Origin of the sequence: Nostoc sp. (assembly GCF_036916655.1) — a bacterium.
In the GTDB taxonomy this organism is placed as follows: Bacteria; Cyanobacteriota; Cyanobacteriia; order Cyanobacteriales; family Nostocaceae; genus Nostoc.
Genome location: NZ_JBALFY010000090.1, coordinates 1 through 25,180, shown reverse-complemented (window position 1 = coordinate 25,180; position 25,180 = coordinate 1). Strand labels below are relative to the sequence as shown.

The following is a 25,180-nucleotide window of genomic DNA, read 5'->3' as shown; positions in this document are numbered from 1 at the left end:
GTTAAGCCTTCGTAGTTTATTTAAATTTTTAACTACAAAGATATAGCACTATATATTGTAGGTTAAGCATCCTATCCGATTTATAAAATATATAGTAGCTGCTCGTAGTCGTCTAGCGTAGCAAGAGCAATTGCAACCTCTGGGATGGAAAGATTCAATACTGTATCCGTACATTTTCGGTTTAACGCTTTCGCACCCTTAGCATTTTCAAACTGTATCAGTTCTAATCATCTAAGTTACTAGACTGAAAAACAAACAGACCAATAATAGACCTAATAGCAACAGCAAAGCTTGGTTGCGTTTTACCCAAATTTTCACCGTTACTGCAAAACTGTTGGTGTAACGCTGCTGTTCTAACTCTAACTTTGTCTCTTCAATATTTTGGTAGAGGGTACAGTCTTTGGCGTAGGGACGCTGGGGAAAATTGCAAGTATCATCAGCGTGATAAGTGCAAGTGTCACATAGATACCCGTCCCCAGTAGCGCGGTGCAATGGAATACCGGGATGACCGTAAGCTTTGAGTGTTGTCCGACAATAAGGACAACTAATAGCTTGTCTATCAACAAGTTGATGACAGTGGGGACAAGATACAGTAGCCAAAACCTTTAGCGCAAATAAGTAAAGTAAACACCTTGATTCTAGCCATTTACGGGGGGAATGGTGAAATACATACACAGCCTGGTAATTTTGAATATGACTAGCTTTCAGAAGTGGTTATTTCATCAGCAAAAGCACTAATTTTATGATGATTTTTATATTTTTCTAAGTGATTTCTATCACTCAAAATAATTAAGGTTATGGCATAATCTAGCAAATATAAGGTTTTGTCCCAAGTCAAATAATTATTTAGAGGTAGAAAAATATTGCCTTTTAATCCTGAGCTATGCCGTAACGAAAGCGAAGTTGAAAGCAAACTCATAGTGCAATATTTGCTACCCCAGCTAGGTTATACTCCTGACACCTGGCATCAAGAAGTTGCCATTGGTAGCATCCGCTTAGATTTTTTAGCATTTGCCGTACAAGTGATTCCCTTTGTCTTAGATGCCAACTCACCCCTGAGTGTCGTCATGGAGGCAAAGCATCCTAAACAAAACTTAAATCATCATCTCCCCCGACTCAGGCATTATTTAACCAGCTTGAATGTCAGGTATGGATTGTTGACTAATGGCAAAGAGATTAGAATTTATGAGAAATTCCAGACTGATATCAAACTAGTATTTCAATGTTCTGGCAAAGAAGTTGAGACTCAATTAGAGATTATTAAATGTTTAATTGGTAGAGATAGTTTAAAAGAAGGACAGTTGGTAGATCAACCAGAAGTTCAAATAACTGACAAAAATTCCAATTTTGAAATAAAGAGAAAATATTCAATGAAAACGATTGCAATCTACCACAATAAAGGCGGCGTTGGTAAAACTACTATTGCAGTAAACCTGGCAGCAGCATTACGTAAAAAAGGTAAAAATGTACTTTTAGTCGATATAGATTCTCAGGCAAATACTACTTTTGCTACAGGATTAATCAAATTTCAATTTGAAGAAGATGATAATTTAAGAGAGTTAAACGTATATCATTTATTAGAATCAGGAGATTTTAACTTTATTCCAGAAGTAGTACGCGCATCTGATTATTTCAACAATCCAGAAATTGATGTTATTCCTTCACATATTACATTAATTGAATATCAGGATAAACTAAATAAAATATTAGCTAGTAGGAGCAGGCTAGTAACAAAACTAAAAAGGGTAGAAAATAATTATGATGTTGTAATTATTGATACTCCTCCCTCTAGGGATTTGTATGCTGAAGTTGCACTGATTGCTAGCGATTACCTGATAATTCCATCCGACTTGAAACCATTTGCTAACCAAGGTTTACCAACGGTCAAAAATTTTGTTAATCAAATTAATGAATCTAGAGAAATGATGGGTAAACCGCCTATTAGTATAATGGGCGTTCTTGCTTCTAAAATCTCAACAAATGCTAAGTTTTTACAATACAATTTCCCTAAACAGAGAGAAGTAATTTCAGAGCGCTATCAGCTGCCACTTATGGAAGCTGTAATTTATGATAGAACAGCATTATCAGAATGTATGAATCAGACTATCCCAGTTGGAGATTTAGAATATCCTGACCCTAAATCTATTATAAAATTTGCAGATTTAAAAACTTCCGCTCAAATTTCTGCTGAAGAATTTAATGTATTAGCAGATGAAGTTATCCAAAAAATGGGGGTTTATTAATGATTAATTTTTCTTTAGTGGATGTCAAAAGTATTGCTTCTAATGAACCTCGTTCAAATTTTGCCGAAGCCGATTTAGAAACCCTTGCAGATATAATTATAGAAACTGGAGGAATTATCAGACCATTGGTTGTGAAAGTGATAGGAGTAGATAGCTATACGGTAGTTGATGGACATTTTGAATATTATGCTGCTGTCAGGGCAAGAGAAAAAAATCCTCGACAAGGTGAAATGGTTAATGCTGTTGTCATTGCTCCAAAATTAGAGGATTTAGTTGTAAAGCAAGTTGCATCTCTTAAAGGAATCGATTCTTCTACTAAACAAGTAACATCACAGCCTGAAACAACAAAACTAGAACCACGTCTGGCAAATTTAGAATTACGTTTTGAGAAGCAATTCAATGAGTTTAAGTCAGAATTTTTACAAGAAAGGCAGAGAACAGATAGTAAATTCAAGCAACTTGAAAACCTGATTCCCCAAAAGAGCGAACAGAGTAATCCACTTAGTTTATTGAACTCTTTGGATAAAGACGATTTATCTATAAAGTTACAACGCTCTCAGGGCGGCCGCATCATGTCAATAAGACTACTCTATTCTCAATAGACTCAAAAATAATCTCATTAAGCTCTACTTATTGATAAAAATTTTAGCGATCGCTTTGAGCCTTGGAAAATAAATCAAGCCAGAAATACTGATTTTTCGTTGGGTCTTAATCTTGGTCTTGATCAAGAGTACTTTAGATGCGTTTGCCCTGACAACGCTCTAGGATTCCTGGGGCTGAAAAACTTGCAAAGGGTATATTTGATGCTCGAAGTAAGAAACCGAAGCAAAAGTTTGAAGATTACCGCGATGTGGTAAAATCTGTTAAAAATTTGGGTGATAAAACAATTTTGACTATTATTGATGAGTGGTCAAGAACTTAGTACAAAATTTCATTAATTCATAGCGAATTAACTTTGCTAAAACTTTGCGTACCTACCCTGCGGGAAGGCAAAGTGCCTATGCGTTTACCTCTGTGTTCCTCTGCGTTTAAAAAAGTTACGAACTTATGCAAAGCTGTACTTATCTTCCTAATATACAAGGTTGGGTTTCACTTAGTTCCACCCAACCTACACAGCTTTTCCACATGACGAAAAAAGTCAGTTGCATAATTATGTCAATCTCTAACCCCGCACCTGTCGCAGTGCATTAAACGCCTTACCTCGCAACCCAACAGGTAACAACGATAAACCTAAACCAGTCCAAGCTTTAGGAGTCGAAAAAGACTGTCCTGCTAAAACTAACTCTCTGCCTTTTTGCGTTTCACCCTTTTCAATTAAACGCAAACCTAATAATAATTTCGTTTCACTTAGACGATTTTTCCTGATTGCCTCTATTTTTTCAGACTCAAACTTATAATTTTCTAAATACCGGATTTTATCAAATAAATAAGGAATAGCTCGATTGATACCTTGCTGTTCTGCATGGTAGCGATATTCCATCAATAATTCTGGTAAATAATAGCCCTTTTTTCCAGCCAAAGCCAGACGCACAAATAAATCATTATCCTCACAATTTTGCAGGTTTGCCTGCATATATCCTAATTCTTGCAATGTTTTACGGCGAAATAATGTCGCCCCTACTTGAAAGCTTTGCTGAATAAATACGACTTCCAACAAATTATTTACAATCCCTGCGGGTAAATTATTCCTACCCCAACGATGAGAATTTTCTTGAGTTTTTGCCTCGTCTCGTACATTGTTAATATCAATTATCCAATGGTCTGTACCAACAAAATCAATGCTAGAGTCTTGAGCAAGAATAGCCGCTGTACTTGCGAGAAAATCGGGTGTTAGGCGATCGTCATCATCAAATTTAATAAAATATTCACCACTGGCTGCATCAAAGCCAGAGCGCATATTATTACTTTTACCAATATTTTGCAGATGACGGATATATTTAATCCGCTGGTCTGTGTACTGTGACATCAACTCAGGTGTGCCATCCTTAGAACCGTCATCACAAACAATTAGCTCAAAGTCTTGCTCAGACTGATTGAGTACACTGTCAATAGCATAAGGAAGGAGATGAACACGATTAAAAGTAGGAATGCAAACAGTAATTTTAGCCATACTATCTACTAATAACTGGGTGAAGATGAAGCTATTTTAGTTATGGATGATACTAATATTAATATTACGCGCTGTTTGTCTGCATTGGTAAAACTCGTGCTGTGGTATAGCTTCTCCCAAAAATGCCCCGTGTCCTTGAGATTTCGATTAAACACATAGCAAGGTAGATAAATAACAACAGACTATCAAAAATCATATCTCAACCCAATACAGTTCAGTTAAGGGCTACTGGCAAAAATTTTGGGTTTTCGAGACGCGATAAATCGCCGTATCTACAAATCTTTTTGTCTTGTCTAAACTGTATTGACTTATAAAGGAATAGAGTTTTAAAATGAGTATATTTAATACTAATTTCTTCCACTATTCCACTCGCTTTTAACTAATATTCATTACCCACTCATTCAGTAAGCTAATCAGCATTCAAGTTGCATAATCAGAGCGGGCAAGATGCCCACCCCACAAGATATTAATAGAGTTTTAATATGCAAATTAAATGTGTTTTAGTTTATTAATTCTGAATTCTTCTTCAATAAATTTTAAGATTTATTTGTTTTCAATAATTCGATTTGCGCTGATCGTAGGCGATCGCACTCACATAACTTGACTGCGTTGCACTAGTCCAAAATAGGCGGCGAAAGAAGCGATCGCAAATATGGCCATAACACTAGACATGGCGATCGCTGTATGACCATCAAAAAGAAATGCGACTAGTCCACTAGCGACAGCACCAGCCAACATCTGCATAAATCCGACTACAGCAGCAGCAACCCCAGCACTTTCTGGGACTGGCTGAATTGCGCCGTGCATCGCATTGGGTGAAATAATCCCGCGACAAAAAGTATTAATTACTAATAGTGGCATCAGTGTTATTACTTGAGCAGCACCACTCACTGACACAATTACCAGCGCGATCGCTGATACTGTAGCAGTCACTAATCCCACAGTCAACAAACGTGAAGGTAACACACCTTGAATACTCAACCGTCCATTTAAGAAAGAGCCTGCCATGATACCGAAGGCGGTGGAAGCGAACAACCAACCGTAAGTTGCGGTGGAAACACCAAAAACGTTGAGCATCACGAGGGGAGAGCCAGCAACATAAGCAAACATACAACCAAAGTTAAAAGCATTAACAAGGGCGTAACCAAGACAGATTGGGTTGGTGAGGATGCGCCCGTAATTTTTAATTAAGCGAACTGGTTGGATAGCATTTACATCACGATGCCCTATAGATTCACTTAGTCCTACAGCTATAGATAACACCAGCAATAAACCTGCGATCGCAAGTGTCCCATAAATAGCCCGCCAACCAGCCACCATCAGCACTCTACCGCCGATTGTCGGTGCAATCATTGGTGCTACACTCATCACCAAGTTGACATAAGAGAGTTGAGCGCGTGCAGTTGCACCCTCAAATAAATCGCGGACAATCGCCAATGTCATCACCATACCAGCACCAGCACCAGCACCTTGAACCAAACGCCAAGCGATGAGACTACCGATTGATGGTGCAACAGCACAGGCTGCTCCTGCTAGGGTGAAGAGTCCACAGCCAAATAGCAGAACTGGTTTGCGTCCAAAACGATCTGAGAGGGGGCCAAAGACAAGTTGGGCAAGGGCAAAGCCAAGCATGAATAAACTCAGCGTTAACCCTACAGAGCCAGAAGATGCCCTTAATGCCTCGCTAATTGTCGGGAAAGCTGGTAATCCCATATCGATTGATAGGGGTGGTAGAGCCGAGAGTGCCCCTAAAAATACAGTGAAGCTCAAGGTGTTGGGTCGAATTCGCATTCTTTGTAATTGAAAATAGCTGTAATACCTTGAATATATGACAGAGGGATGCTGTCTCTGGTCATCTGGCTACACTACTGTAGCAATGCAGACATCACTCTGGGCAAAGATAAGTAGATAAACAAAATTAATTGCGAATGCAGTGTACCCCTACAGGGATCTTGCTACGCGGTAGCGTCTCCAATAGTTGCGAAATGTACTCCTTCGGAGAACTTACATTTTAAGTCAGGTGAAGCCCTACAAAATATCCGAGCATCTATATTGATCGTTCTCTTAGCGATCGCTAGCTATACCCTTCTTCCACATAACAGGCTTCTTATCTCTAATCGGAATCTGCCAAATTTAAACATTTTATATACATTTTCAGCAGCAATATGTCAAGTGTTCGGCAAAAAAATCCGATAGGATTCGCTGTCCATTAAAATTCTGAAACCCAGCCACATCAGCACAAAGGGGAAAATCTTGCTAGCATAACGGCTGAGTACCAAAGCGATGCCAGGTAGACGAGTCAGATTATAGGACATAAACAGCCAGCAAAAAACAATGAAATAGCAAACTGGTACGATTACACTGAGATTTTGGATTGAGCTAGTGGCAAACAGAGGGATATAGATCCCAAGATTGTTGCCGCCGTTGGCAATTGTTACCGCCGAGACGCGATAGGTCTGGGGATCGCGAATTACGTCCCAGAGCGATCGCTTTCTGGAATCAAATCCTCGAAATTTAGAGTTTCTTTTCAGATTGGCTGACTTATCTTCGGCTGAATCATCCTTATTCAGGTTGAGCAAATTTTTCAAGCCAATGAGTATCGGCAAAATCCCCAGTAGACCAGTCCAAGTTGACGGAATTACTAGACCTACTAAGAACCCAATTAAACTTACTATCACTAATGCCGTGAACCCTAGAATTTCACCAACCACAACATGCTGAGGACGAAAAGTCCGATTAACCTCGCTAAAAAAAGCAGTCAGATAAATATTGTCGTCAAACGTTGTTGCTACAGCCGCAGCTAGCCCGATCTTAATTGTTGCAATTAACCAATCCATCACTATTCCTCACTCAACACCTATCTGATAACCGAAACTAGCGATCGCTCAACCGTTGAAATCAGCCCCACAATGTCGAGATATATTAATACAAGTACACGAGCTTCACGCGTCAGGTATGACTCGACTTTTCAATTTCTTCAATTTAGTTAGTTATTACACAGAAACGACACTGTAAAACTATCCATAGCGAAGATGGTGGGTTACACTGCGCTTTTCTTGAATGCCCCAGACTATACACGCCCTACATATAAAAGATTTGCATAAGTCCTAATAATATATAAATAACCCCAAAAAGTCTAACATTCTGGCTGTATTCTTGTATATAACGCGCCATTCATTACAAGCATCAACAAAGGAGTCATTATGATTAGCCGTTTGATTGATCTTGTGCCTAAATGCACAGGTCAAAACATCTTACGGTCGCTTAGATCAGCTACTCGTAGATCGGCTACCTACAGGTTTGCAGTTCGATTTTTCATCGGTCTGATCTCAATTTTGGTCTTAACTCTAGTTTTTGACGGTCATGCTATTGCCGCTTCTGAATCTAACAATCAGATATCTTCTCTAATCAATCAATTTAAATTACCCAAAAGCTCCACAATCCAGTTAATGGAAACCGTGGGACTGTTTGTCGGGGGGATAATTTTCTGTATAGTTTTGGATCGCTGGTTTTCTCAGCGTTCTGCTCAATCTAGCAACACGCCTTTAGCAGAACAAGCGCGGCGGCTCAAGCAACTCAAAATTGGATATCCAGAGGGGATGACAAATCTAGAAGTTCTCCGCGATCAAGGCTTGCTGGAAAACCGTTTGCGACCTTATGGGCTGAGTGTTACCTGGACAAGTTTTTTATCAGCCTCGGCTCTGATAGAAGCACTAAGCAATGGGACAATTGACTTCTGCGGCGGCGGTGGTACAGCCAGTATTTTCTCTCAAGCGGCAGATCATGTATTTGTGCGGGTGGCTAAAGAAAAATATACCGCTCCCAAAGGTCAAGCAATTTTAGTGCCGGAAGATTCACCAATTCAGACACTAGCAGACCTGAAGGGTAAAAAGATCGCTTTTGACAAAGGCTCAAGCGCACATTATATACTTGTGCGATCGCTGGCAAAAGTCGGCCTCGATTTTAACGACATCGAGCCGGTTTATCTTACACAACCAGAGGCGCTGCCGCGATTCCGCCGGGGTGAACTCGATGCTTGGGTGATTTGGGTTCCCTACACAGCAACTCAAGCCCGAAGCACTTACCCAGGGCGATCGATTGCAGACCTAGAGAGCATATTTGGTGACAAAGCCTCCGTAGAAGTTCCCACTTATTACTATGCAATTCCCGAATTGGTACGCGACTATCCCGACTTACTCAAGGTGATTTTAGAAGAGGTAAACGAAGCTGGAACTTGGGCTAAGAGACAGGAATTAGAAGCTGTTCAACGATTGGCAAAACACCATGAAATCGATCCATCTATTGTAGAACTTTTACAGAAACATAGTGGCGAACGTGCTATCATCCCGATTGACGACCAATCGCTCAATGCTTTACAACACCAGGCAAATATATTTAGAGATTTAAATCTAATTCCTGAGCGGGTGAATGTGAAAGATGGAACCTATAGTTTGCAAACTAAGCAAAACTGGACTTATTAATCCGATTTTCATACCTTAACCTCGTCCATTTTGAAACCTGGAGTTCTTAAGGAGAGTACATTATTCGTTCATGCCTTGAGTTATGAGCTTTCCCTAATTCCAAAAAACTATGGTTTTCAAGGTAGACGCGGTTTAATTTAACTGACACGATCAGCTGTTCTATATTTAAATTGCGTAAGCTGGGCACTCATGTTGCCCATTTCACAAGAGTTATTGTTTTTAACTTATTAAATGCGAAGTAATAAAAGACCACTTCTTAAAACTTCATTCCACAGAGACAATTTTTGAACTTCTAGCAAAGAAAGAGGCTGATTTACAGATAAAGGTATCTTTTTTTGCAGAGATAGTTGCCACCAGCCGACATCATGCCACTCACTAAATTTATATCCAACTCTGCGAAATACACCTACAGGTGAAAAACCGACAGCTTCATGCACAGCAACACTTGCTAGATTAGGTAAAGCGATCGCAGCAAAAACATTATAAAATCCTTGGAGTTGCAGCAACCCAAAAAGGGAAGTATACAAAGCTTTAGCAACTCCTTTTCTACGATGTTCAGCACTTACATACACGGATGATTCTACAGACCATTGATAGGCAGCACGAGTCCGGTAGGGAGTAGCATAGGCATAACCTAAAAGCTCACCGTTAGTTTCACACACTAGCCAAGGCATCTGCTGTTGATAGTTATTAATGCGTCCTTCAAATTCCGTTTGGCTGGGAGGCTCTATTTCAAAAGAAATTGCAGTTTCCCGCACAACTGGCGCATAAATTGCCAACATTTTTAAGGCATCACTTTCGTGAGCTAGTCTAATTACAGCCTTCACAGCAGATCCTTTTTGGGTTTTAATTATTATGGAATAGGGAGTAGGGAATAGGGAATAGGGAATAGAAGAATTAGCCCCGAATCTTGGTTTAAAGCCATACTTGTCTATGAGACGCTACCGCGCGCCCCACTATACGCTCATCCTCATTCCACCCAGCCGAACGCAACCCTGCCAAGTATCTCTTAAGCACAATTAAACATCTGGTGAAAAAGAATTGTTTTGACGTAGCACTGCTACGTCAAAACAAGGGTTCTGGGTAACGCATCTTTAATTTCTGGAGATGTCTATTGAATATTTTTTTATTTGGAAGTCCTTTACAGCACTTACAGCAGCTATGAGGTACATTCTCAAATCTAAAAGCTTTGATAGGAGAGGACGAGGAGAAAAACTGTATTGCATAATAGCCGGAAGCGCTGTAACCCAAGCGGATTGAGTTATATCTCACAAAGGATTGTTTGAACTTTGCCAATGCTGCTAGAATACATCGATGTCAAAAAAGCAACATTTCTTAAACAAAAAACCCGGCTGGTCTTTGGATGAGCGAGATCCAAAGTTCATAGAATCTCTGATGCCTGTGTTTGGCTTTTTCTATGACCACTATTTCCGAGTTCAAACTAGGGGCTGGGATAATATCCCACCCCAAGAAAAAGTTCTATTTGTCGGTTCGCACAATGGGGGACTCGCAGCACCCGACATGGCAATGGTGATGTATGACTGGTTCCGACGATTTGGTGTAGAGAAACCCGTTTATGGTTTGATGCATCCCAAGGCTTGGCAAGTTAGCACACCACTAGCACAACTGGCCGCCAAGGCTGGAGCAATTATCGCCCATCCGAAAATGGCTTATACTGCCTTACACTCTGGAGCTAGTGTACTAGTTTATCCTGGTGGAGCCGAAGATGTCTTCCGACCGTATTATTTACGTAACAAAATCTATTTTGCGGGACGGCAAGGATTTATCAAATTAGCATTACGGGAAAATGTGCCGATTGTGCCTGTGATTTCCTGGGGCGCTCACGATACCCTGATTGTAATCGCTGACTGCTACAAAGTTATGCGGCAACTCCACGAATGGGGGATGCCTTGGCTGTTGGGGATTGACCCAGAAGTTTTTCCGATCTATCTTGGATTACCTTGGGGATTAGCAATTGGCCCGTTGCCCAATATTCCTTTACCAGTGCCCATGTACACACAGGTTTGTCCACCAATTGTATTTGAACGTTACGGCCCTAAAGCAGCTAGCGATCGCTATTATGTCAATGAATGTTATGAATTAGTTGTTAGTCAGATGCAGCAAGAGTTAGACCGCTTAGTGGAACTAACTGCTAATGCCAATTCTCTTTGAGTAGTTATCAGTTAGAGAACTTATAACTCATAACTGTTTTCCTAACCACCGCTAACTGGTGGAATCAGCACAACTTCATCCCCATCTTGTAGTAGTGTATCTGGTTCGACAAATATCAGATTAATCCCAAACCGAGTTATATCGCGCCATTGGGAGAGTTCAGGGTGTTGAGCTATGAGGCGATCGCACACTGCTTTAACTGGCATACTATTAGGAAATTCCAGCACTAACTCTGAAACCCTAAAGGCTTCTTGATAAGCAGCAAATAACTTGACAGTAACGGTGATTGCAGATTTAGACATATAACATACTTTGGCAGCACAAGCAAGTATTTTAATACTCGACAAGCACCCTGAACTGTTGGGGTTAATTATACATTACTAACTACATGATTGATTTCATATCATGTCCAGTTCAGTCCGGCTTGAGCCAGAATTAACCCACGCGCAACGGCGTGGGATTGAAGCAAGACCGACAATTAATTGTTCCCCTTGTCCTCTTGGATGACTATTCAGCATTAAGGATTTTTGGTACTTTAAAAAATTCGCCTTCCTGTTCAGGCGCACCATTGAGAATACTTTGTCTGTCAGGATAGGGTTGCAATTCATCCTCTCGTGTGATATTACTGACATCAATTGCCCGTGTTGTTGGGGCCACATTAGTGACATCAAGTTCATTCAGTTGTTCAATATAGTCTAGAATACTTCCCAACTGAGTAGTGAATTGTTCTTCTTCTTGTGGAGTCAATTCTAAACGAGCAAGATTAGCTACCTTGTGAACTTGTTCTTGGTCAATCATATTTTTTAGTGGGGAGTGGGGAGTGGAGAGTTAGGAGTGTATGATTTATAATTCCTAACTCATCACTTTTAGAAGAATACGTCAATTTGCGATCGCCCGGTGGTTTTCAGCCAGTTTTGGGCTTCGATGTAGTTATTGGGAGCCATGCGAATAGCACGAATCCAATAGTCTGCTGCTTGGTCAAAAAGTGCTTCGCCAGCCTCGTTGTCTCCAGCTTCTTTTTCCTTTTCGCCTTGGTAGTGATAAATCACGGCGATATTGTTCAAAGCTTGGGGTAGGCGTGGGTTTAACTCAATTGCCTTGTGATATAGTTCTAAAGCCTTTTCGTGGTCGCCATTGCTGGCATAGATTAGCCCCATATTGTAGAAAATATAGCCGCGATCGTTGGTATCTTCTTCTAGTGTTAGAGCTTCTTCATAGTATTCCAATGCCTCAGCATATTCCCCTTCCGCCTGGGCCGACATACCATCTCGATAATAAACAAACGCTTCTTTAGCTTTTTTGTTCGTTGGCAGGATCTTCAAAATGATATCCGCCATCACTGTAAAGGATTTGTCAACAAAATTATCGTTTTTTTGTGTTCTTGGCATATTTGTCTCTGGGTATTGCGTATTGGGGACTGGGGATTGGGGATTGGTTATTTTCCTTGTCCCCCTTATCTCCCCAATTCCATAGTTCACTCAATAGCTAATTTAACTGATTTGCGGGGGCATTCTGCTGACTGAGGGGTACGATACATTCTGAACTATTATGCCGAGAGTTGTTTACCAAGGTGCTAACTGGATATGCAGTCATTGCTGGCGCTGGATAGGGACGCAATAGCTGCTGTAGGGTTTGGGGGGTTTGCACTTGGGAATCTAGCCATAAATCGTAATCTTGTGGCTCCAGAATCACTGGCATCCGCTCATGAATGGGTTGGAGTAATTCGTTAGCTGCCGTTGTCAAAATTGTACAAGAGATTATTTCTTCATTAGCAGGCGATCGCCATCTTTCCCACAAACCGGCAAAGCCGAAGGGTTGCCCATCTTGGAGACGAAAATAAAATGGCTGTTTCTTACCTTGTTGGCGTTGCCACTCATAAAAGCCATCAGCTATGACTAAACAGCGTCTATGCTTAAAAGCCGAACGAAAAGAGGGTTTTTCGGCAACGGTTTCTGCTCTGGCGTTAATCAGCTTTGCCCCGATTCCCGCATCTTTCGCCCATGACGGAATTAACCCCCAATGCAACTGCTTAAATTCACGCTTTTCGCTTTCGGGATTTTGTAACACTGTTGCCACCATTTGCGTAGGTGCAATGTTATATTCTGCTGCTAAATCTGGAACTGACTCCACATGGAAAACTTGAGATAATCCTGCTGCCGACTGGTTTAGCGTAAATCTTCCACACATACTTTTATTCTCGAACACTGACTAAATTAAATATCTCAATCTAGAAATAAATAATACTTTTTTTTATTTTCTCAGATAATTTTCTGTAGTACGTTCAGATGCTAAATACAAAAAAAATATCCGGTTTTGGGAAAATCTTTTGGTAAGATATTGTATTTTGAACCTTTACTTATCAGCATTTTCCTAACTGTATTTTAACATGGAACTACTGCGCCTGTACGATTTTTTACCTTCTGGCAATGGTTATAAGATACGTCTTTTATTGACACAACTAGGTATGCCTTTTGAGAGAATAGAGCTTAATATCTTGAAAGGTGATACTCGCACACCAGAATTTTTAAGTAAAAATCCCAATGGGAAGATACCTGTTTTAGAAATCGAGCCAGAGAAATATTTGGCAGAATCAAATGCCATATTGGTGTATTTGAGTGAAGGCACAGAATTTTTACCTTATGACCGTTTTTTACGAGCGCAAGTGCTGCAATGGTTATGTTTTGAACAATATAGTCATGAGCCTTTTATTGCTACATCAAGATTTTGGATTTCTATTTTAGGTAAAACTGAAGAATATAGTGAAGCTATCAAGCAAAAACGTGAACCTGGTTATACAGCACTTAACTTGATGGATAAACATTTAACTTCTCACACTTTTTTTGTAGGAGAGCGCTACACAATTGCTGATATCGCTTTATTCGCTTACACTCATGTAGCTGATGAAGGCGGGTTTGATTTGACACAATTTCCTGCAATCAAAGCTTGGATAGAAAGAGTCAAAGCTCAACCAAGTTATATCAGTATTACACAAGCATAAAAATTCGGTTTTGCAAGTTTTTGTCTCTCGTTTCTTGGCCCTAATAGAGGATTCACTGGGTGAGATGTAGCCTCGCATTTAGGAGAAGGTAGAATCTTCCAAAAAGGTGTTGTTAAGCAGCAACTAAGTATCTGTATCAATTTCTATCAGCTTTTGCCGAGAAGACAAACCTGACTTAATGGTGATATGAGATTTAGGTATATCAAATTTATCTGCTAGTAGTTTAATTAATTCTTCATTAGCCTTACCATCGACTGGGGGCGATTTTAAATACACAGTTAGACTACCATCAGATTGTTCTTCAATCTTTTGCTGTTTTGAATTAGGCTTAACCTTGATTCTTTTTTGCATAATCTATTCTGTATAATTGTCCCAGCCACAACCAACCTAAAACAGAACCAAGTAAATAATGAGGAAAATCCCACCAAACAAAGGTTGTACCAAGTAACAATTTACCTATTAAGGTAGCGCGAATTTCCTCTAATAGTGGCGGATGCCAAAGTTGCAAGAATTCTAGTATACAGGTGATGACAAAAACCCATATAGGGATTTGGATTACAGCCGCTCGACTTCTGAAAAACCAAAACGCGAACAGACACCAAAATATTTCGTAAAATACAGCCGCTCCGTAATCGTTAAACCACTCATGGACAGGTCCATTATAATACTTAAACAAAAAGCCCATCGGTACAACGATGAGTACAGAAATAATAATAAAGATTGTTTGGTTACGATGTCGAAGCATTTTCTATAGGCTAGAGACTAAGCAAAATTTTAACAGTCCGAACGACTAGAAGTCTTGACTACACAAACTTAGGTATACCTTTATTCTTAAGCAACGCTTAGTGAATGTAAATTTTAGTCTATAAATTCCTCTTCGTCTGTTTTCTCTGGGGAGCATCTCAATGAGTGTAAAAACACGTTTCCCTAGCAAATGGAATTCGCGCGCCAGTTGCTCATGGGGAAACCCCCAAGACTGCACTGGCTTGGCTATACAGACAAAACCCACCTCCGTGGGTTTCAAATCCTTTGAGTCCGCGTTCGCGTAGCATTCCGCAGGAAAGACGGCCTACCCTGCGGGAACGCCAAAGGCGAACGTTTGTGTAGCCGCGATTTCTAATCGCCTGGTATATTTGCAAAGGTGAGATGCTCCCTTTTCTCTGTGCCTCTTATCTCTAAAAGTAATTTATTTAACCGCAGAGGCACAGAGAGCGCTGAGAAAAAACCAAAGATTTTACGAACTTCTCAACACACCTTGTTTTTTGCTTCTGACTGTGTGATACTTTCGTTTAAATTCACAAAGTACTGTATCTCTATTAATTTACAGTATTTATAAAAATATTATGCAGTTGGAAATAATTATAAATTGCGTACAGTGGGCGCTCATGTTGCCCACCCCACAAGAGTTATGTTTAATTAAGTTATGCAAATTAGATGTTTTTTAGCTGATTACTGAGGAATGTAAAATGCAAGAACAAAGTTTATTAAAGCAGCTACAAGAGGCATAAAATAATGAAATTCAAGCAATTTCAGTCTTGGAGTTTATTGATTGGATTAGCACTGCTAACCTTTGTATTTGTGGCTTGCACTTCTGGTAATCAAATAGCTTCAAAAGTTCCAGAAAAAGTAACACTTGCCTATCAACCAGGAATCAACTATGCAAATTTACTAATTGTCAAACAGCAGCAAATTTTAGAACAGCAGTTTCCCCAAACAAAGTTTGAATGGAAAGAATTATCTAATGGTGCAGCGATTCGGGATGGAATTATTGCAAATCAACTACAAGTTGGTGCAGGTGGCGTTGGGCCATTTCTTGTTGGTTGGGATAAAGGTGTAGGATGGAAAATTTTAGCTTCACTTAATCATAGTGAGTTTTGGTTGGTCGTCAAGAACTCGAACATAAAAAGTTTAAAAGATTTTAAGCCAGGAATGAAAATTGGCTTACCATCTCCTGATTCGCTTCAAGCAATTGTACTACGTCGGGCAGCGCAAAAAGAATTAGGTAATGCTACAGCCCTCGATCAGAATATACAATCTATCGCTCACCCATTAGGGTTACAATCTCTATTGAATGGTCAAATTGATGCACATTTTACAACACCACCTTTCCAATTTCAAGAAGTTGAAAAAGGTGGTAGGGTGATTCTTAAGAGTTCTGATGTTTTTGGTAAGATTAGTGCTGCCAGCATCTTTACTACGGAGAAATTCTACAATCAATATCCTGAATTTGATAAAGCTTTGTACACTGCGATCGCAGATGCTACTAAACTCTTGAATGACAAACCCGATGAAGCAGCAAAAATTCTCTCACAGATAGATGGTGCTAAAATCTCGGCAGAGCAATATAAAAAGTGGATTAGCGATCGGGCTGTAGAATATGGTCTTGAGCCAAGAGCCTTCCTGAAATATGGAGAATTTATGCACGAAATAGGTATGCTAAATCAGCAGCCTAAATCAATTGATGAATTAATTTTACCGACGCTTAAAGGCGTTGGAGGAGATTGAATTCATGGCGAAATTAGAGCCTTTAATTATAGCAAACAGTGTTCAAATTATTTATAAGGAAGGTAGGCATCGGTTCACGGCTGTAGAAGATGTTAGCTTTGCTGTGAAACCAAAAGAAAAGTTTGTAATTATTGGCCCATCGGGTTGTGGAAAGAGTAGCCTGCTAAAAGCGATCGCAGGTTTTCAGCCCATCAGCAGCGGCGAATTGTTGATGAGAGGCAAAAAAATCACTTCTCCAGGGCCAGATCGGATGGTTGTTTTTCAAGATTTTGAGCAACTCTTGCCGTGGCAAACTGTACGGCAAAACATCGTTTACGCCCTTAACATTACAAGTAAAGCAGCTAGCAAAACCTATAATGAAGAGGCTTTACACTATCTCAATTTAGTTGGAGTCTCAGCAGCCGTAGATAAATATCCTCATCAGCTATCGGGAGGGATGAAACAACGGGTAGCGATCGCCCGTGCTTTGGCTGTGAAACCGCAAATTCTGCTCATGGATGAGCCTTTTGCTGCCCTAGATGCCCTGACACGTACTCAACTCCAATACGAAGTCAACGCTATTTGGCAAGACACAGGCGTTACGATTATTTTAATTACCCATTCCATACAAGAAGCTGTGTACTTGGGACATCAAGTTTTAGTCATGACGCCGGTACCTGGAACTGTGAAAGAAATTGTCGATACAACGCAGATTGACGATATTAACAGCAAAGAATTCGCCAATATGTCCGCCCATCTGCGTAGTTTACTGGGTGCTGATTCCCGTAGTGATACCAAATCGGCAAAGGAAGTATTATTTCAGGAGTAATATCACGTCCGGTTAAAGACAGCAGATTGCACGTTAGAGACTTTCAAATAAAAAATACTCAACAACTTCTTGTAGGGTGGGCGTAGTAATCGTTCTGATAGTTCCAAGCTGTTGATAGAGATGGCTGAAAATTATAGCGTGAACATTTACTCCTGTCTTAAAGGTGGTGAATTTAAGAAACCACTACTAACGAAATATGACAAGTATTTATCTAGGAGTTTAACATCCATTTGTGGACAAACAATTGTAGAATCTACCAATCCATTGAGGGTATTCTGATAGTCATAATCAACTGTATTTTGATACAACTCCATGATTGTCAAAGAATTTTGATAGACTTTTTCAGACATCATCGATAAAAGCGGATGTAAAACATTTTCCTGAGAGTGCCTAAAACTTGCAATTAGCTCATCTTTCCACTGAGTATATGGTAACTTCTTGAGTTGGTAACCATAAGAACAAATAAACTCAAAAAGCTCGCTGATTGGAATATTTTGGTCTGGTGGCGGTACTATATGGAAAGCTTTTCCTAGAGATTCTGGCTTTTTAGATAAATGGACAATTGCTCTAGCTGCATAATCCACAGGAATCAATTCTTCTTTTTGATCTATGAGTTCTGGATAACTACCAAGCTGTATGCATCCTTTAATAACTCTAGGCACATAAGCATCTTTTGTATGAGTAACACCTGTACTGCTATGTCCCATGAGAAATCCTGTTCTGAAGATGCTAACAGGTATTCCCCTAGACTTGGCAACCCATACAAGATTTTCGGCTACCCATTTGGTTTGAGAATAGCCGAGATCCAGAGCAACATAGTCTTTAGAAAGCTCGATATCGTCATCTTCATAAACTACTTTTTGTCCTGTAAAATGGTTGATTGCACCAAAAACAGCAATGGTAGAAATGTAATGCATTGGTTTAATTTTGCCCATACAAGCTAATCTGAGAACTTCTTGAGTTCCGAGAACATTGGATGCCTTGATTGCAGAGTATGGTTTAGCAAAATTGACTTGGGCAGCACTGTGATAAATAGCATCAATTTGCAGAGCCAGTTTTTTAAACTGTTCGCTAGGAAGACCCAAGTATGGCTGTTCTAAGTCTCCCGGAATCGCAATCACATGAGAGCTAAAATTTGGGTGATGAAGGGAATATTTTTCTAGGTTTTGTTGAATCTTTTTTAACCCTTCATGCTCGTTCGGAGAGCGCACGAGACAGTATATTTTTGCTTGAGTTTGATGTAGCAGTTCATCAATTAAAAAAGCCCCCAAAAAGCCTGTAGCTCCTGTAAGAAAAACATGACGCAATTCGTTGACCTGAGCAAAAGGCCTTCCTTGGGCATTGATCGCGGGATCGAGTACTACCTCAGATTTTAGATCGATCGCACTGGTTAAAGTAGAAACGCCATCTCGACGCACTCTCTCTATTACCTGAGCCAGCGCTTCTATAGTAGATTTTTCAAACAAGCTTTTTAGAGGTAAATCTACTTGAAAGGTTTCTCTCACCAAAAAAATCAACTGAGATGCTAGTAGGGAATTACCGCCAAGCTCAAAGAAATTATCGTGAATCCCAACTTCTGCGATCGCCAGAAGTCTGCTCCAAATTTCAGCCATTTGTTCCTCAATTACAGTCCGAGGTGCAACAAATGCTGCTTGCAAATCGCTTCTATCCATTTCCGGCTCTGGTAGACTGCGAATATCTATATTGCCGTTGTATACCTGCTGAGTTTGCCGATCGCCAGGGAATGTTAACAGGGGGAAGTTGGAAATTGTCTGGTCTGGGTTAGAGACAATACTCTGTAATAGAGTAGAAAAATTTTCCACGAGCAGAGCGATCGTCTCAGCTTTAAATAGGTCAGTATTATATTCCAAGTTGCCGGATATCCCTGCTGCTGTCTCGCGCAGTTCCAGGTATAGATCGAACTTGGATGTCCCGTTATCAATTTCCAGACGGTTCATTGTCAATCCGGGAACAGTCAGCTGAGGCTTTGGGGTATTCTGAAGATGAAACATCACTGAAATCAGTGGATTCTGGTTCAAGTCCCGCTCGATCTGTAGGGCATCAACTAGCTTCTCAAACGGTAGGTCTTGGTAGGTATAACCCCATAAAGCTACTTCCCGGACTCGGCCTAACAACTGCCGGAAACTTGGGGAATCAGACAAGTTGGTTCGCAATACCAAAGTATTGAGCAAAAACCCAATTAGTCCTTCTAATTCAGAACGGTGGCGGTTGCTAATCGGAGCAGCTACTAAAATGTCTTCTTGCCCTGTGTAGCGAAATAGGAGTGTCTGGAATGCTGCCAACAAGGTCATAAACAAGGTAGTACCCTCTTGGCGTGAGAGAAAATTGAGGGCATCTGTTACGGATTTGGGGATAACGACCGATTGACGCGCCCCCTGATATGTTGGTTCTAATGGTCGTGGATAATCGGTGGGCAATTCTAATATGGGTAGATTACCACCCAAATGTTGCTGCCAATAGGTAAGCTGATTATCTAAAATTTCACCCTGTAGCCACTGTCGTTGCCAAGCTGCAAAGTCTGCATACTGAATAGCTAAGTCAGGCAGAGGAGAGGGGTTGCCAGTAGAAAAAGCTGGATACAGAGTTGACAGTTCCTCAAACAAAACACTTAAAGACCAATCATCACAAAGAATATGGTGCAGGTTGAGGAGGAATATATGTTCCTCTGAACTCAATTGCAGCAATGTTGTTCGCAGCAATGGCCCTTGAACTAAATCGAAAGGACGTTGGGCTTCTTCAAGGATCAGCTGGCGGACTTGAGATTCGCGATCGTCTGGAGACAACCCTTGGAGATTCACAACTAAGAGTTTGATGGGAAAAGTTGAGTGGATGACCTGTATGGGTTGTCCTTTTACACTCGCATAAGTAGTTCGGAGGATTTCATGGCGATTGATAATTTCATTCAAACTCTGTTCTAATATTGTGGAGTTGAGTACACCTCTGAGGCGAAAGGCTTCGGAAACATTGTAAAAAGAATGATTCGGTACTAACTCGTTAAGAAACCACAACCGTTCTTGCCCAAAGGAAAGCGGTAAATCGCGATCGCGCCCAATAGATTGTATTGGCACAACAGAACATCCTCTGTCTTCCTGTTGCGCTTGTGTAATGCTGTCAGCTATTTCAGAGATGGTAGGTGCTTCAAAGAAATGCCGCATTGGCAACTCAATTTGAAAGATATCGCGGATACGGTAGAGGATCTGAAAGGCTAGTAAGGAATGTCCTCCCAACGCTAAGAAATTGTCATGAACGCCAATGTTTTTTAGACCCAATACATGAGACCAAATTTCTGCTATTTGTTCCTCAATAGGAGTGCGAGGAGCAACAAAATTCTCATTTGCATTCAAAGTTTGGACGGGTGCTGGGAGCGCCTGACGATCAACTTTTCCGTTAGCTGTTAAGGGTAAAGCACTCAATTGCACAAAGCGAGAAGGGATCATGTAGTCAGGCAATTTATGTTTGAGAAAATGGCGTAAATTACCAACATTCGTGTCTGATGATTCGGGCTTGAGAACTACGTAAGCTACTAGGCGTTGGTCGCCAGGGGAAAATTCTTTAGCAATCACTACAACTTCTTGCACATCAGGATGTTGCCACAGTGCAGTTTCAATTTCTCCTAGCTCAATACGGAAGCCGCGAATCTTTACTTGTTGGTCAATGCGCCCAATATACTCAATGTTGCCGTCTGGTAAGTAACGAGCTAAATCCCCAGTTTTATATAATTTACTCCCTCCTGCCTCCTCAAATGGGTTGGGGATGAATCGCTGATCTGTCAGTTCTGGACGGTTGAGATAGCCTCTGGCTAGTCCCTCACCACCAATGTATAGTTCTCCAGAAACACCTGTGGGTACTATCTGCATTTGTTCGTCCAACAGAAGACAGTATGTGTTGGCGATCGCACGACCAATGGTGACGATGCTATCACCTTTCTTCACCGAGGCAAATGTGGAATAGGTCGTATCTTCTGTCGGGCCGTATAGATTAAAGACTTTTTGAATATGGTCTAACGCATATATCTGTTGCACCAAACGATTTTGTAGAGGTTCACCTGCTAAGTTAACAATGCGAACAGAAGCGGGTATACCTTGAATTCTCAGTAATTCTGCGATCGCAGATGGCACTGTATTGATGAGAGTGACTTCTTGAGCGGCACGTAAGGTAGGTAAATACAAGGCATTTTCTGCCAAAATCACCTTACCACCCCAACTGAGGGGAACAAATATTTCAAAAACTGAGAGATCGAAGCAAATAGATGTTGCGGCCAGCACTCCAGCTAGATCCTCTGTTGTAAAAACTTCTCTAGCCCAATGCAACAGAGCGACTGTGCTGTGATGTTCAATAGCTACCCCTTTCGGTTTACCAGTCGAACCGGAGGTGTAAATGACATAAGACAGGTTTTTATCTGTAACTGGACTGGTTAGATTTTCCTGGTTTTGTTGAGTAATTGCCTCCTTATCACTATCTAGACAAACTATATGGGTCTGATGCTCTGGAAGCTTTGAAAGTAGATGTTGTTGGGTCAGTAGTATTGGTAACTGTGAGTCCTCTAGCATTAAAGCTAGGCGCTCTGAGGGATAAGCTGGATCTAAGGGGACATAAGCTCCGCCTGCTTTGAGGATGGCTAATAGTCCCACAATCATTTCTAGCGATCGCTCCATGCAAATACCAACTAGAACCTCAGGTTTGACATTCAAGGTCTGTAGATAGTGCGCTAGTTGATTAGCTAGCTGGTTAAGTTCTTGATAAGAAACTTGTTTGTCTTCAAAAATGACCGCGATTTGCTCAGGTGTTTTTTCTACTTGATATTCAAACAACTGATGGATGCATATATCATTTACGTAAACTGCTGGATTTTCTTGCCATTCCAGAAGCACCTGGTCTACTTCTATCTTGGGTAGACTGAGGTCTTGTTGAGAACTTTCAGTAGAATTTTGCATAGAAAGATAGTATTTTTTAATACTATTATCTTATTTGCAAATACTTAAAGTGGCTAGTCACAATGAAAAGTTTCTACTTGGTATCAGTTTAGAGGAATGAAAGAAAAGTGGGCATTTCGTATGAAGCCTACACTATGCGTGAGAAATTCGGGCTAGGGGTGTACCTCACGTGAACAAGAAAGAACCGCTACAAGTAATTAACCGATTTTAAGCAAGATTGGCACTTAAATTTACTTGCACAATCACATCGTTGTAATCTTTGTCACCACCATTTGGTAAATCCTCAAAACCAAAGGTATTATTTCCCAACAGTCGAATGTGATCGACCTTATCTGAGTTGGCACCCAAAAATGAGAAGTAAACCTTTTTATTGGCATTACCACTGAGAACAGCATCGGGTTTACCGTCCACGATAATAAATGGTGCAAACAGCGAATCAGCCCCAAAAGTGCCAGTATAAGTTGCAGAACCTTGGTTGCTTACCGTCAAATCAATGCCTGCAATACGTCTACGCACGGCGGCTTCGGCGTAACCTGCTTGTCCAACGAGAATATCTGCTTTACCATCGCCATTGGTGTCAATACCACCATTCTCATCAGCAACTTTATAGAATCCCACAAAGTTGTTAAATGCAGCTTCTCTATGAACCTTAAAGTCAGCTTTCACCGATTGTCCTACACCACGTAAATCAATCAGTTCTCCTTCCTTTTTGCCTTGCAAACCTGTACCCAAAGTTACCTGTTGATTTGTTGCTTGAACTGTGACAACCAAATTCTGGAAGTTGAGAGAAAATCCTTCATCTTCTGTGTTGCTATTGGTAGCTGAGGAAAAAACAACGCTTGAGAAAGAGGCTTTTCCAGACAGTACAGCTTGAGTAGTACTGTTAGATATCATGTAGAATCGGAGTTTGGTATTAGACTCAAATTCTAAGATATTTGTCAAGTCCGCACTATTAAAACCATTAGGTGAATTGCCAAGAGAACAGAAAATCACCTTTGAACGCAAAAGAGCCGCTTTGGCATAGCCTTCTGCACCAGGGGCTATGCCATCAATCTTACCTTCATCGTCATCAACATTAAATACACACAGTTCATCCACCTGTTTGGAAGTTTTGGTTTTAATCTTGATTGAGAGTTTTGCTTTATCACCTTTAATGTTGAGCTTAGTCTTAACACTAAAGATATCGCCTGTAATTTTTGTCAGTAGGCTAATGGATTGGATATTAATATTAACAGTTGTCTTTTCATCAACTGCGAGTGTAAATACATCACTGGCTTCATCTCCAGCAATATCTTTAGCAGTAACTTTGATGTTTAGACTACCCACATCCTTATTTTTAGGAGTTCCACTGAAGGTAAGAGTATCAGGATTGAACTTCAACCAAGTGGGTAGTAAATCACCATTTGCCAGAGTTGCAGTGTAAGTCAGGATATCTCCAGTATCTTCATCGCTAAAGGTGTCAACTGGAACTACAAAGTTGAAGACACTATCTTCGGTGGCTTCTTGATCTTGAATTTCATTTGCCACCTCTGGAGCTTTATTGGCATTATTAACTGCAAGTGTAAATACATCATTGGCTTGATCTCCAGCAATATCTTTAGCGGTAACTTTGATGTCTAAACTACCCACATCCTGACTTGTGGGAGTGCCACTGAAGGTAAGGGTATCAGGATTAAAGTTCAACCAAGTGGGTAATAGGTCATCATTTGCCAGAGTTGCAGTGTAAGTGAGGATGTCTTGAGCATCCGCATCGCTGAAGGTGTCAACTGGAACTACGAAATTGAAGACACTATCTTCGGTCGTTTCTTGATCATGAATTTCATTTGCCACCTCTGGAACTTGGTTGACCAAGTAACGGGCTACAGCAAAGTCATAATCTGTGCCGTTATTGCTAATTCCCGCCACAAGAATCTTGCCGTCAGATTGCACGCTGATACTTTTGCCAGAGTCATCATTGCTATCAAAGTCGGTTGTGACCTTGCCAGTAGTGTTGAAGTTGGTGTCGAGAGTACCATTGCTGTTGTAACGCACTATGGCAAAGTCGTCATTTGTCCCGTTATTGCTAGTTCCCACCACGAGAATCTTGCCGTCAGCTTGCACGGTGACACTGTAGCCATAGTTATTGTTGTTGTCAAAGTCAGTTGTGACCTTGCCAGTAGTGTTGAAGCTGGTGTCGAGAGTACCATTGCTGTTGTAACGCACTATGGCAAAGTCACTATTTGTCCCGTTATAGCTAATTCCCGCCACGAGAATCTTGCCGTCAGCTTGCACGGTGATACTGTAGCCATAGTCATCATTGTTATTAAAGTCGGTTGTGACCTTGCCAGTAGTGTTGAAGCTGGTGTCGAGAGTGCCATTGCTGTTGTAACGCACTATGGCAAAGTCACTATTTGTCCCGTTATAGCTAGTTCCCGCCACGAGAATCTTGCCGTCAGCTTGCACGGTGATACTTTTGCCAGAGTCACTATTGCTATTAAAGTCGGTTGTGACCTTGCCAGTAGTGTTGAAGCTGGTGTCGAGAGTGCCATTGCTGTTGTAACGCACTATGGCAAAGTCATTATTTGTCCCGTTATAGCTAGTTCCCGCCACGAGAATCTTGCCGTCAGCTTGCACGGTGACACTGTAGCCATAGTCATCATCGTTATTAAAGTCGGTTGTGACCTTGCCAGTAGTGTTGAAGCTGGTGTCGAGAGTACCATCGCTGTTGTAACGCACTATGGCAAAGTCATTATTTGTCCCGTTATTGCTCTGTCCCGCCACGAGAATCTTGCCGTCAGCTTGCACGGTGATACTGTTGCCATAGTCATCATTGCTATTAAAGTCGGTTGTGACCTTGCCAGTAGTGTTGAAGCTGGTGTCGAGAGTACCATCGCTGTTGTAACGCACTATGGCAAAGTCATTATTTGTC

Annotated in this window: 21 protein-coding genes; 7 read left to right on the top strand and 14 right to left on the bottom strand. The window is 40.8% G+C overall.

Annotated features, from left to right (window positions below; translation table 11 throughout):
• Positions 1-231 precede the first annotated feature (231 nt).
• A complete protein-coding gene (locus V7L31_RS23705; protein ID WP_334698530.1) occupies positions 232-600 on the bottom strand; it encodes a zinc ribbon domain-containing protein in 369 nt (122 codons plus the stop codon).
• A gap of 263 nt (positions 601-863) precedes the next feature.
• Between V7L31_RS23705 and V7L31_RS23700 the strand changes: the two genes are divergently transcribed.
• Both V7L31_RS23700 and V7L31_RS23695 read left to right on the top strand, forming a co-directional pair.
• The gene (locus V7L31_RS23700) at positions 864-2,243 is read left to right on the top strand and encodes an AAA family ATPase (protein WP_334698529.1); all 1,380 of its coding nucleotides are present in this window, start codon (positions 864-866) and stop codon (positions 2,241-2,243) included.
• Positions 2,243-2,845: a ParB N-terminal domain-containing protein gene (locus tag V7L31_RS23695; RefSeq protein ID WP_334698528.1), complete on the top strand. Its 603-nt coding sequence runs from the start codon at positions 2,243-2,245 to the stop codon at positions 2,843-2,845. The genes V7L31_RS23700 and V7L31_RS23695 overlap by 1 nt, the downstream gene beginning before the upstream one ends.
• Before the next feature lie 560 nt (positions 2,846-3,405).
• On the opposite strand, the gene V7L31_RS23690 is transcribed toward V7L31_RS23695, so the two are convergent.
• The 3 genes from V7L31_RS23690 to V7L31_RS23680 form a co-directional block, all read right to left on the bottom strand.
• Positions 3,406-4,353 carry a glycosyltransferase family 2 protein gene (locus V7L31_RS23690; RefSeq protein ID WP_334698527.1) on the bottom strand — a complete coding sequence of 316 codons (948 nt, stop codon included), beginning with the start codon at positions 4,351-4,353 and terminating at the stop codon, positions 3,406-3,408.
• A gap of 591 nt (positions 4,354-4,944) precedes the next feature.
• On the bottom strand, positions 4,945-6,144 hold the full coding sequence (locus V7L31_RS23685) for a multidrug effflux MFS transporter (protein ID WP_334698526.1): 1,200 nt from the start codon (positions 6,142-6,144) through the stop codon (positions 4,945-4,947).
• 377 nt (positions 6,145-6,521) lie between these two features.
• Positions 6,522-7,190 carry a cadmium resistance transporter gene (locus tag V7L31_RS23680; RefSeq protein ID WP_334698525.1) on the bottom strand — a complete coding sequence of 223 codons (669 nt, stop codon included), beginning with the start codon at positions 7,188-7,190 and terminating at the stop codon, positions 6,522-6,524.
• Between the two features lie 498 nt (positions 7,191-7,688).
• Between V7L31_RS23680 and V7L31_RS23675 the strand changes: the two genes are divergently transcribed.
• On the top strand, positions 7,689-8,834 hold the full coding sequence (locus V7L31_RS23675; RefSeq protein ID WP_334698524.1) for an aliphatic sulfonate ABC transporter substrate-binding protein: 1,146 nt from the start codon (positions 7,689-7,691) through the stop codon (positions 8,832-8,834).
• Between the two features lie 227 nt (positions 8,835-9,061).
• Here V7L31_RS23675 and V7L31_RS23670 read toward each other — a convergent pair whose 3' ends face one another.
• Positions 9,062-9,661, bottom strand: a complete 600-nt coding sequence (locus V7L31_RS23670; RefSeq protein WP_334698523.1) for an arsinothricin resistance N-acetyltransferase ArsN1 family B — start codon at positions 9,659-9,661, stop codon at positions 9,062-9,064.
• A 487-nt stretch (positions 9,662-10,148) separates the two neighbouring features.
• Here V7L31_RS23670 and V7L31_RS23665 point away from each other — a divergent pair, with 487 nt between their 5' ends.
• Entirely contained in the window at positions 10,149-11,006 is an 858-nt protein-coding gene (locus V7L31_RS23665; RefSeq protein WP_334698522.1) for a lysophospholipid acyltransferase family protein, read from the top strand.
• Positions 11,007-11,047: 41 nt separating this feature from the next.
• Here V7L31_RS23665 and V7L31_RS23660 read toward each other — a convergent pair whose 3' ends face one another.
• The 4 genes from V7L31_RS23660 to V7L31_RS23645 form a co-directional block, all read right to left on the bottom strand.
• Positions 11,048-11,308: a MoaD/ThiS family protein gene (locus tag V7L31_RS23660; protein WP_334698521.1), complete on the bottom strand. Its 261-nt coding sequence runs from the start codon at positions 11,306-11,308 to the stop codon at positions 11,048-11,050.
• A 205-nt stretch (positions 11,309-11,513) separates the two neighbouring features.
• Positions 11,514-11,804, bottom strand: coding sequence for an Asp-tRNA(Asn)/Glu-tRNA(Gln) amidotransferase subunit GatC (gatC, locus tag V7L31_RS23655; RefSeq protein WP_179064808.1), 291 nt, complete (start codon positions 11,802-11,804; stop codon positions 11,514-11,516).
• A 68-nt stretch (positions 11,805-11,872) separates the two neighbouring features.
• On the bottom strand, positions 11,873-12,394 hold the full coding sequence (locus V7L31_RS23650) for a photosystem I assembly protein Ycf3 (RefSeq protein WP_179064807.1): 522 nt from the start codon (positions 12,392-12,394) through the stop codon (positions 11,873-11,875).
• 97 nt (positions 12,395-12,491) lie between these two features.
• Positions 12,492-13,193, bottom strand: coding sequence for an SOS response-associated peptidase (locus V7L31_RS23645; protein ID WP_334698520.1), 702 nt, complete (start codon positions 13,191-13,193; stop codon positions 12,492-12,494).
• Positions 13,194-13,392: 199 nt separating this feature from the next.
• Between V7L31_RS23645 and V7L31_RS23640 the strand changes: the two genes are divergently transcribed.
• Positions 13,393-14,004: a glutathione S-transferase family protein gene (locus tag V7L31_RS23640; protein WP_334698519.1), complete on the top strand. Its 612-nt coding sequence runs from the start codon at positions 13,393-13,395 to the stop codon at positions 14,002-14,004.
• Between the two features lie 123 nt (positions 14,005-14,127).
• On the opposite strand, the gene V7L31_RS23635 is transcribed toward V7L31_RS23640, so the two are convergent.
• The 3 genes from V7L31_RS23635 to V7L31_RS23625 form a co-directional block, all read right to left on the bottom strand.
• Positions 14,128-14,355, bottom strand: coding sequence for a DUF167 domain-containing protein (locus V7L31_RS23635; protein WP_334698518.1), 228 nt, complete (start codon positions 14,353-14,355; stop codon positions 14,128-14,130).
• Positions 14,333-14,749, bottom strand: a complete 417-nt coding sequence (locus V7L31_RS23630) for a ribosomal maturation YjgA family protein (RefSeq protein ID WP_334698517.1) — start codon at positions 14,747-14,749, stop codon at positions 14,333-14,335. Before V7L31_RS23630 ends, V7L31_RS23635 begins: the two co-directional genes overlap by 23 nt.
• Positions 14,750-14,960: 211 nt before the next feature.
• Positions 14,961-15,143 carry a hypothetical protein gene (locus V7L31_RS23625; protein WP_334698516.1) on the bottom strand — a complete coding sequence of 61 codons (183 nt, stop codon included), beginning with the start codon at positions 15,141-15,143 and terminating at the stop codon, positions 14,961-14,963.
• 373 nt (positions 15,144-15,516) lie between these two features.
• On the opposite strand from V7L31_RS23625, the gene V7L31_RS23620 reads away from it, so the two are divergent.
• Both V7L31_RS23620 and V7L31_RS23615 read left to right on the top strand, forming a co-directional pair.
• Positions 15,517-16,509: an ABC transporter substrate-binding protein gene (locus V7L31_RS23620; RefSeq protein ID WP_334698515.1), complete on the top strand. Its 993-nt coding sequence runs from the start codon at positions 15,517-15,519 to the stop codon at positions 16,507-16,509.
• A gap of 4 nt (positions 16,510-16,513) precedes the next feature.
• Positions 16,514-17,317, top strand: a complete 804-nt coding sequence (locus V7L31_RS23615; RefSeq protein ID WP_334698514.1) for an ABC transporter ATP-binding protein — start codon at positions 16,514-16,516, stop codon at positions 17,315-17,317.
• Positions 17,318-17,463: 146 nt separating this feature from the next.
• Here the strand turns inward: V7L31_RS23615 and V7L31_RS23610 are convergent, their stop codons facing one another.
• Together V7L31_RS23610 and V7L31_RS23605 are read right to left on the bottom strand one after the other, a co-directional pair.
• Positions 17,464-22,272, bottom strand: a complete 4,809-nt coding sequence (locus V7L31_RS23610) for a non-ribosomal peptide synthetase (RefSeq protein ID WP_334698513.1) — start codon at positions 22,270-22,272, stop codon at positions 17,464-17,466.
• A 207-nt stretch (positions 22,273-22,479) separates the two neighbouring features.
• On the bottom strand, positions 22,480-25,180 hold a 2,701-nt coding region (locus V7L31_RS23605), incomplete at its 5' end, for a putative Ig domain-containing protein (protein ID WP_334698512.1).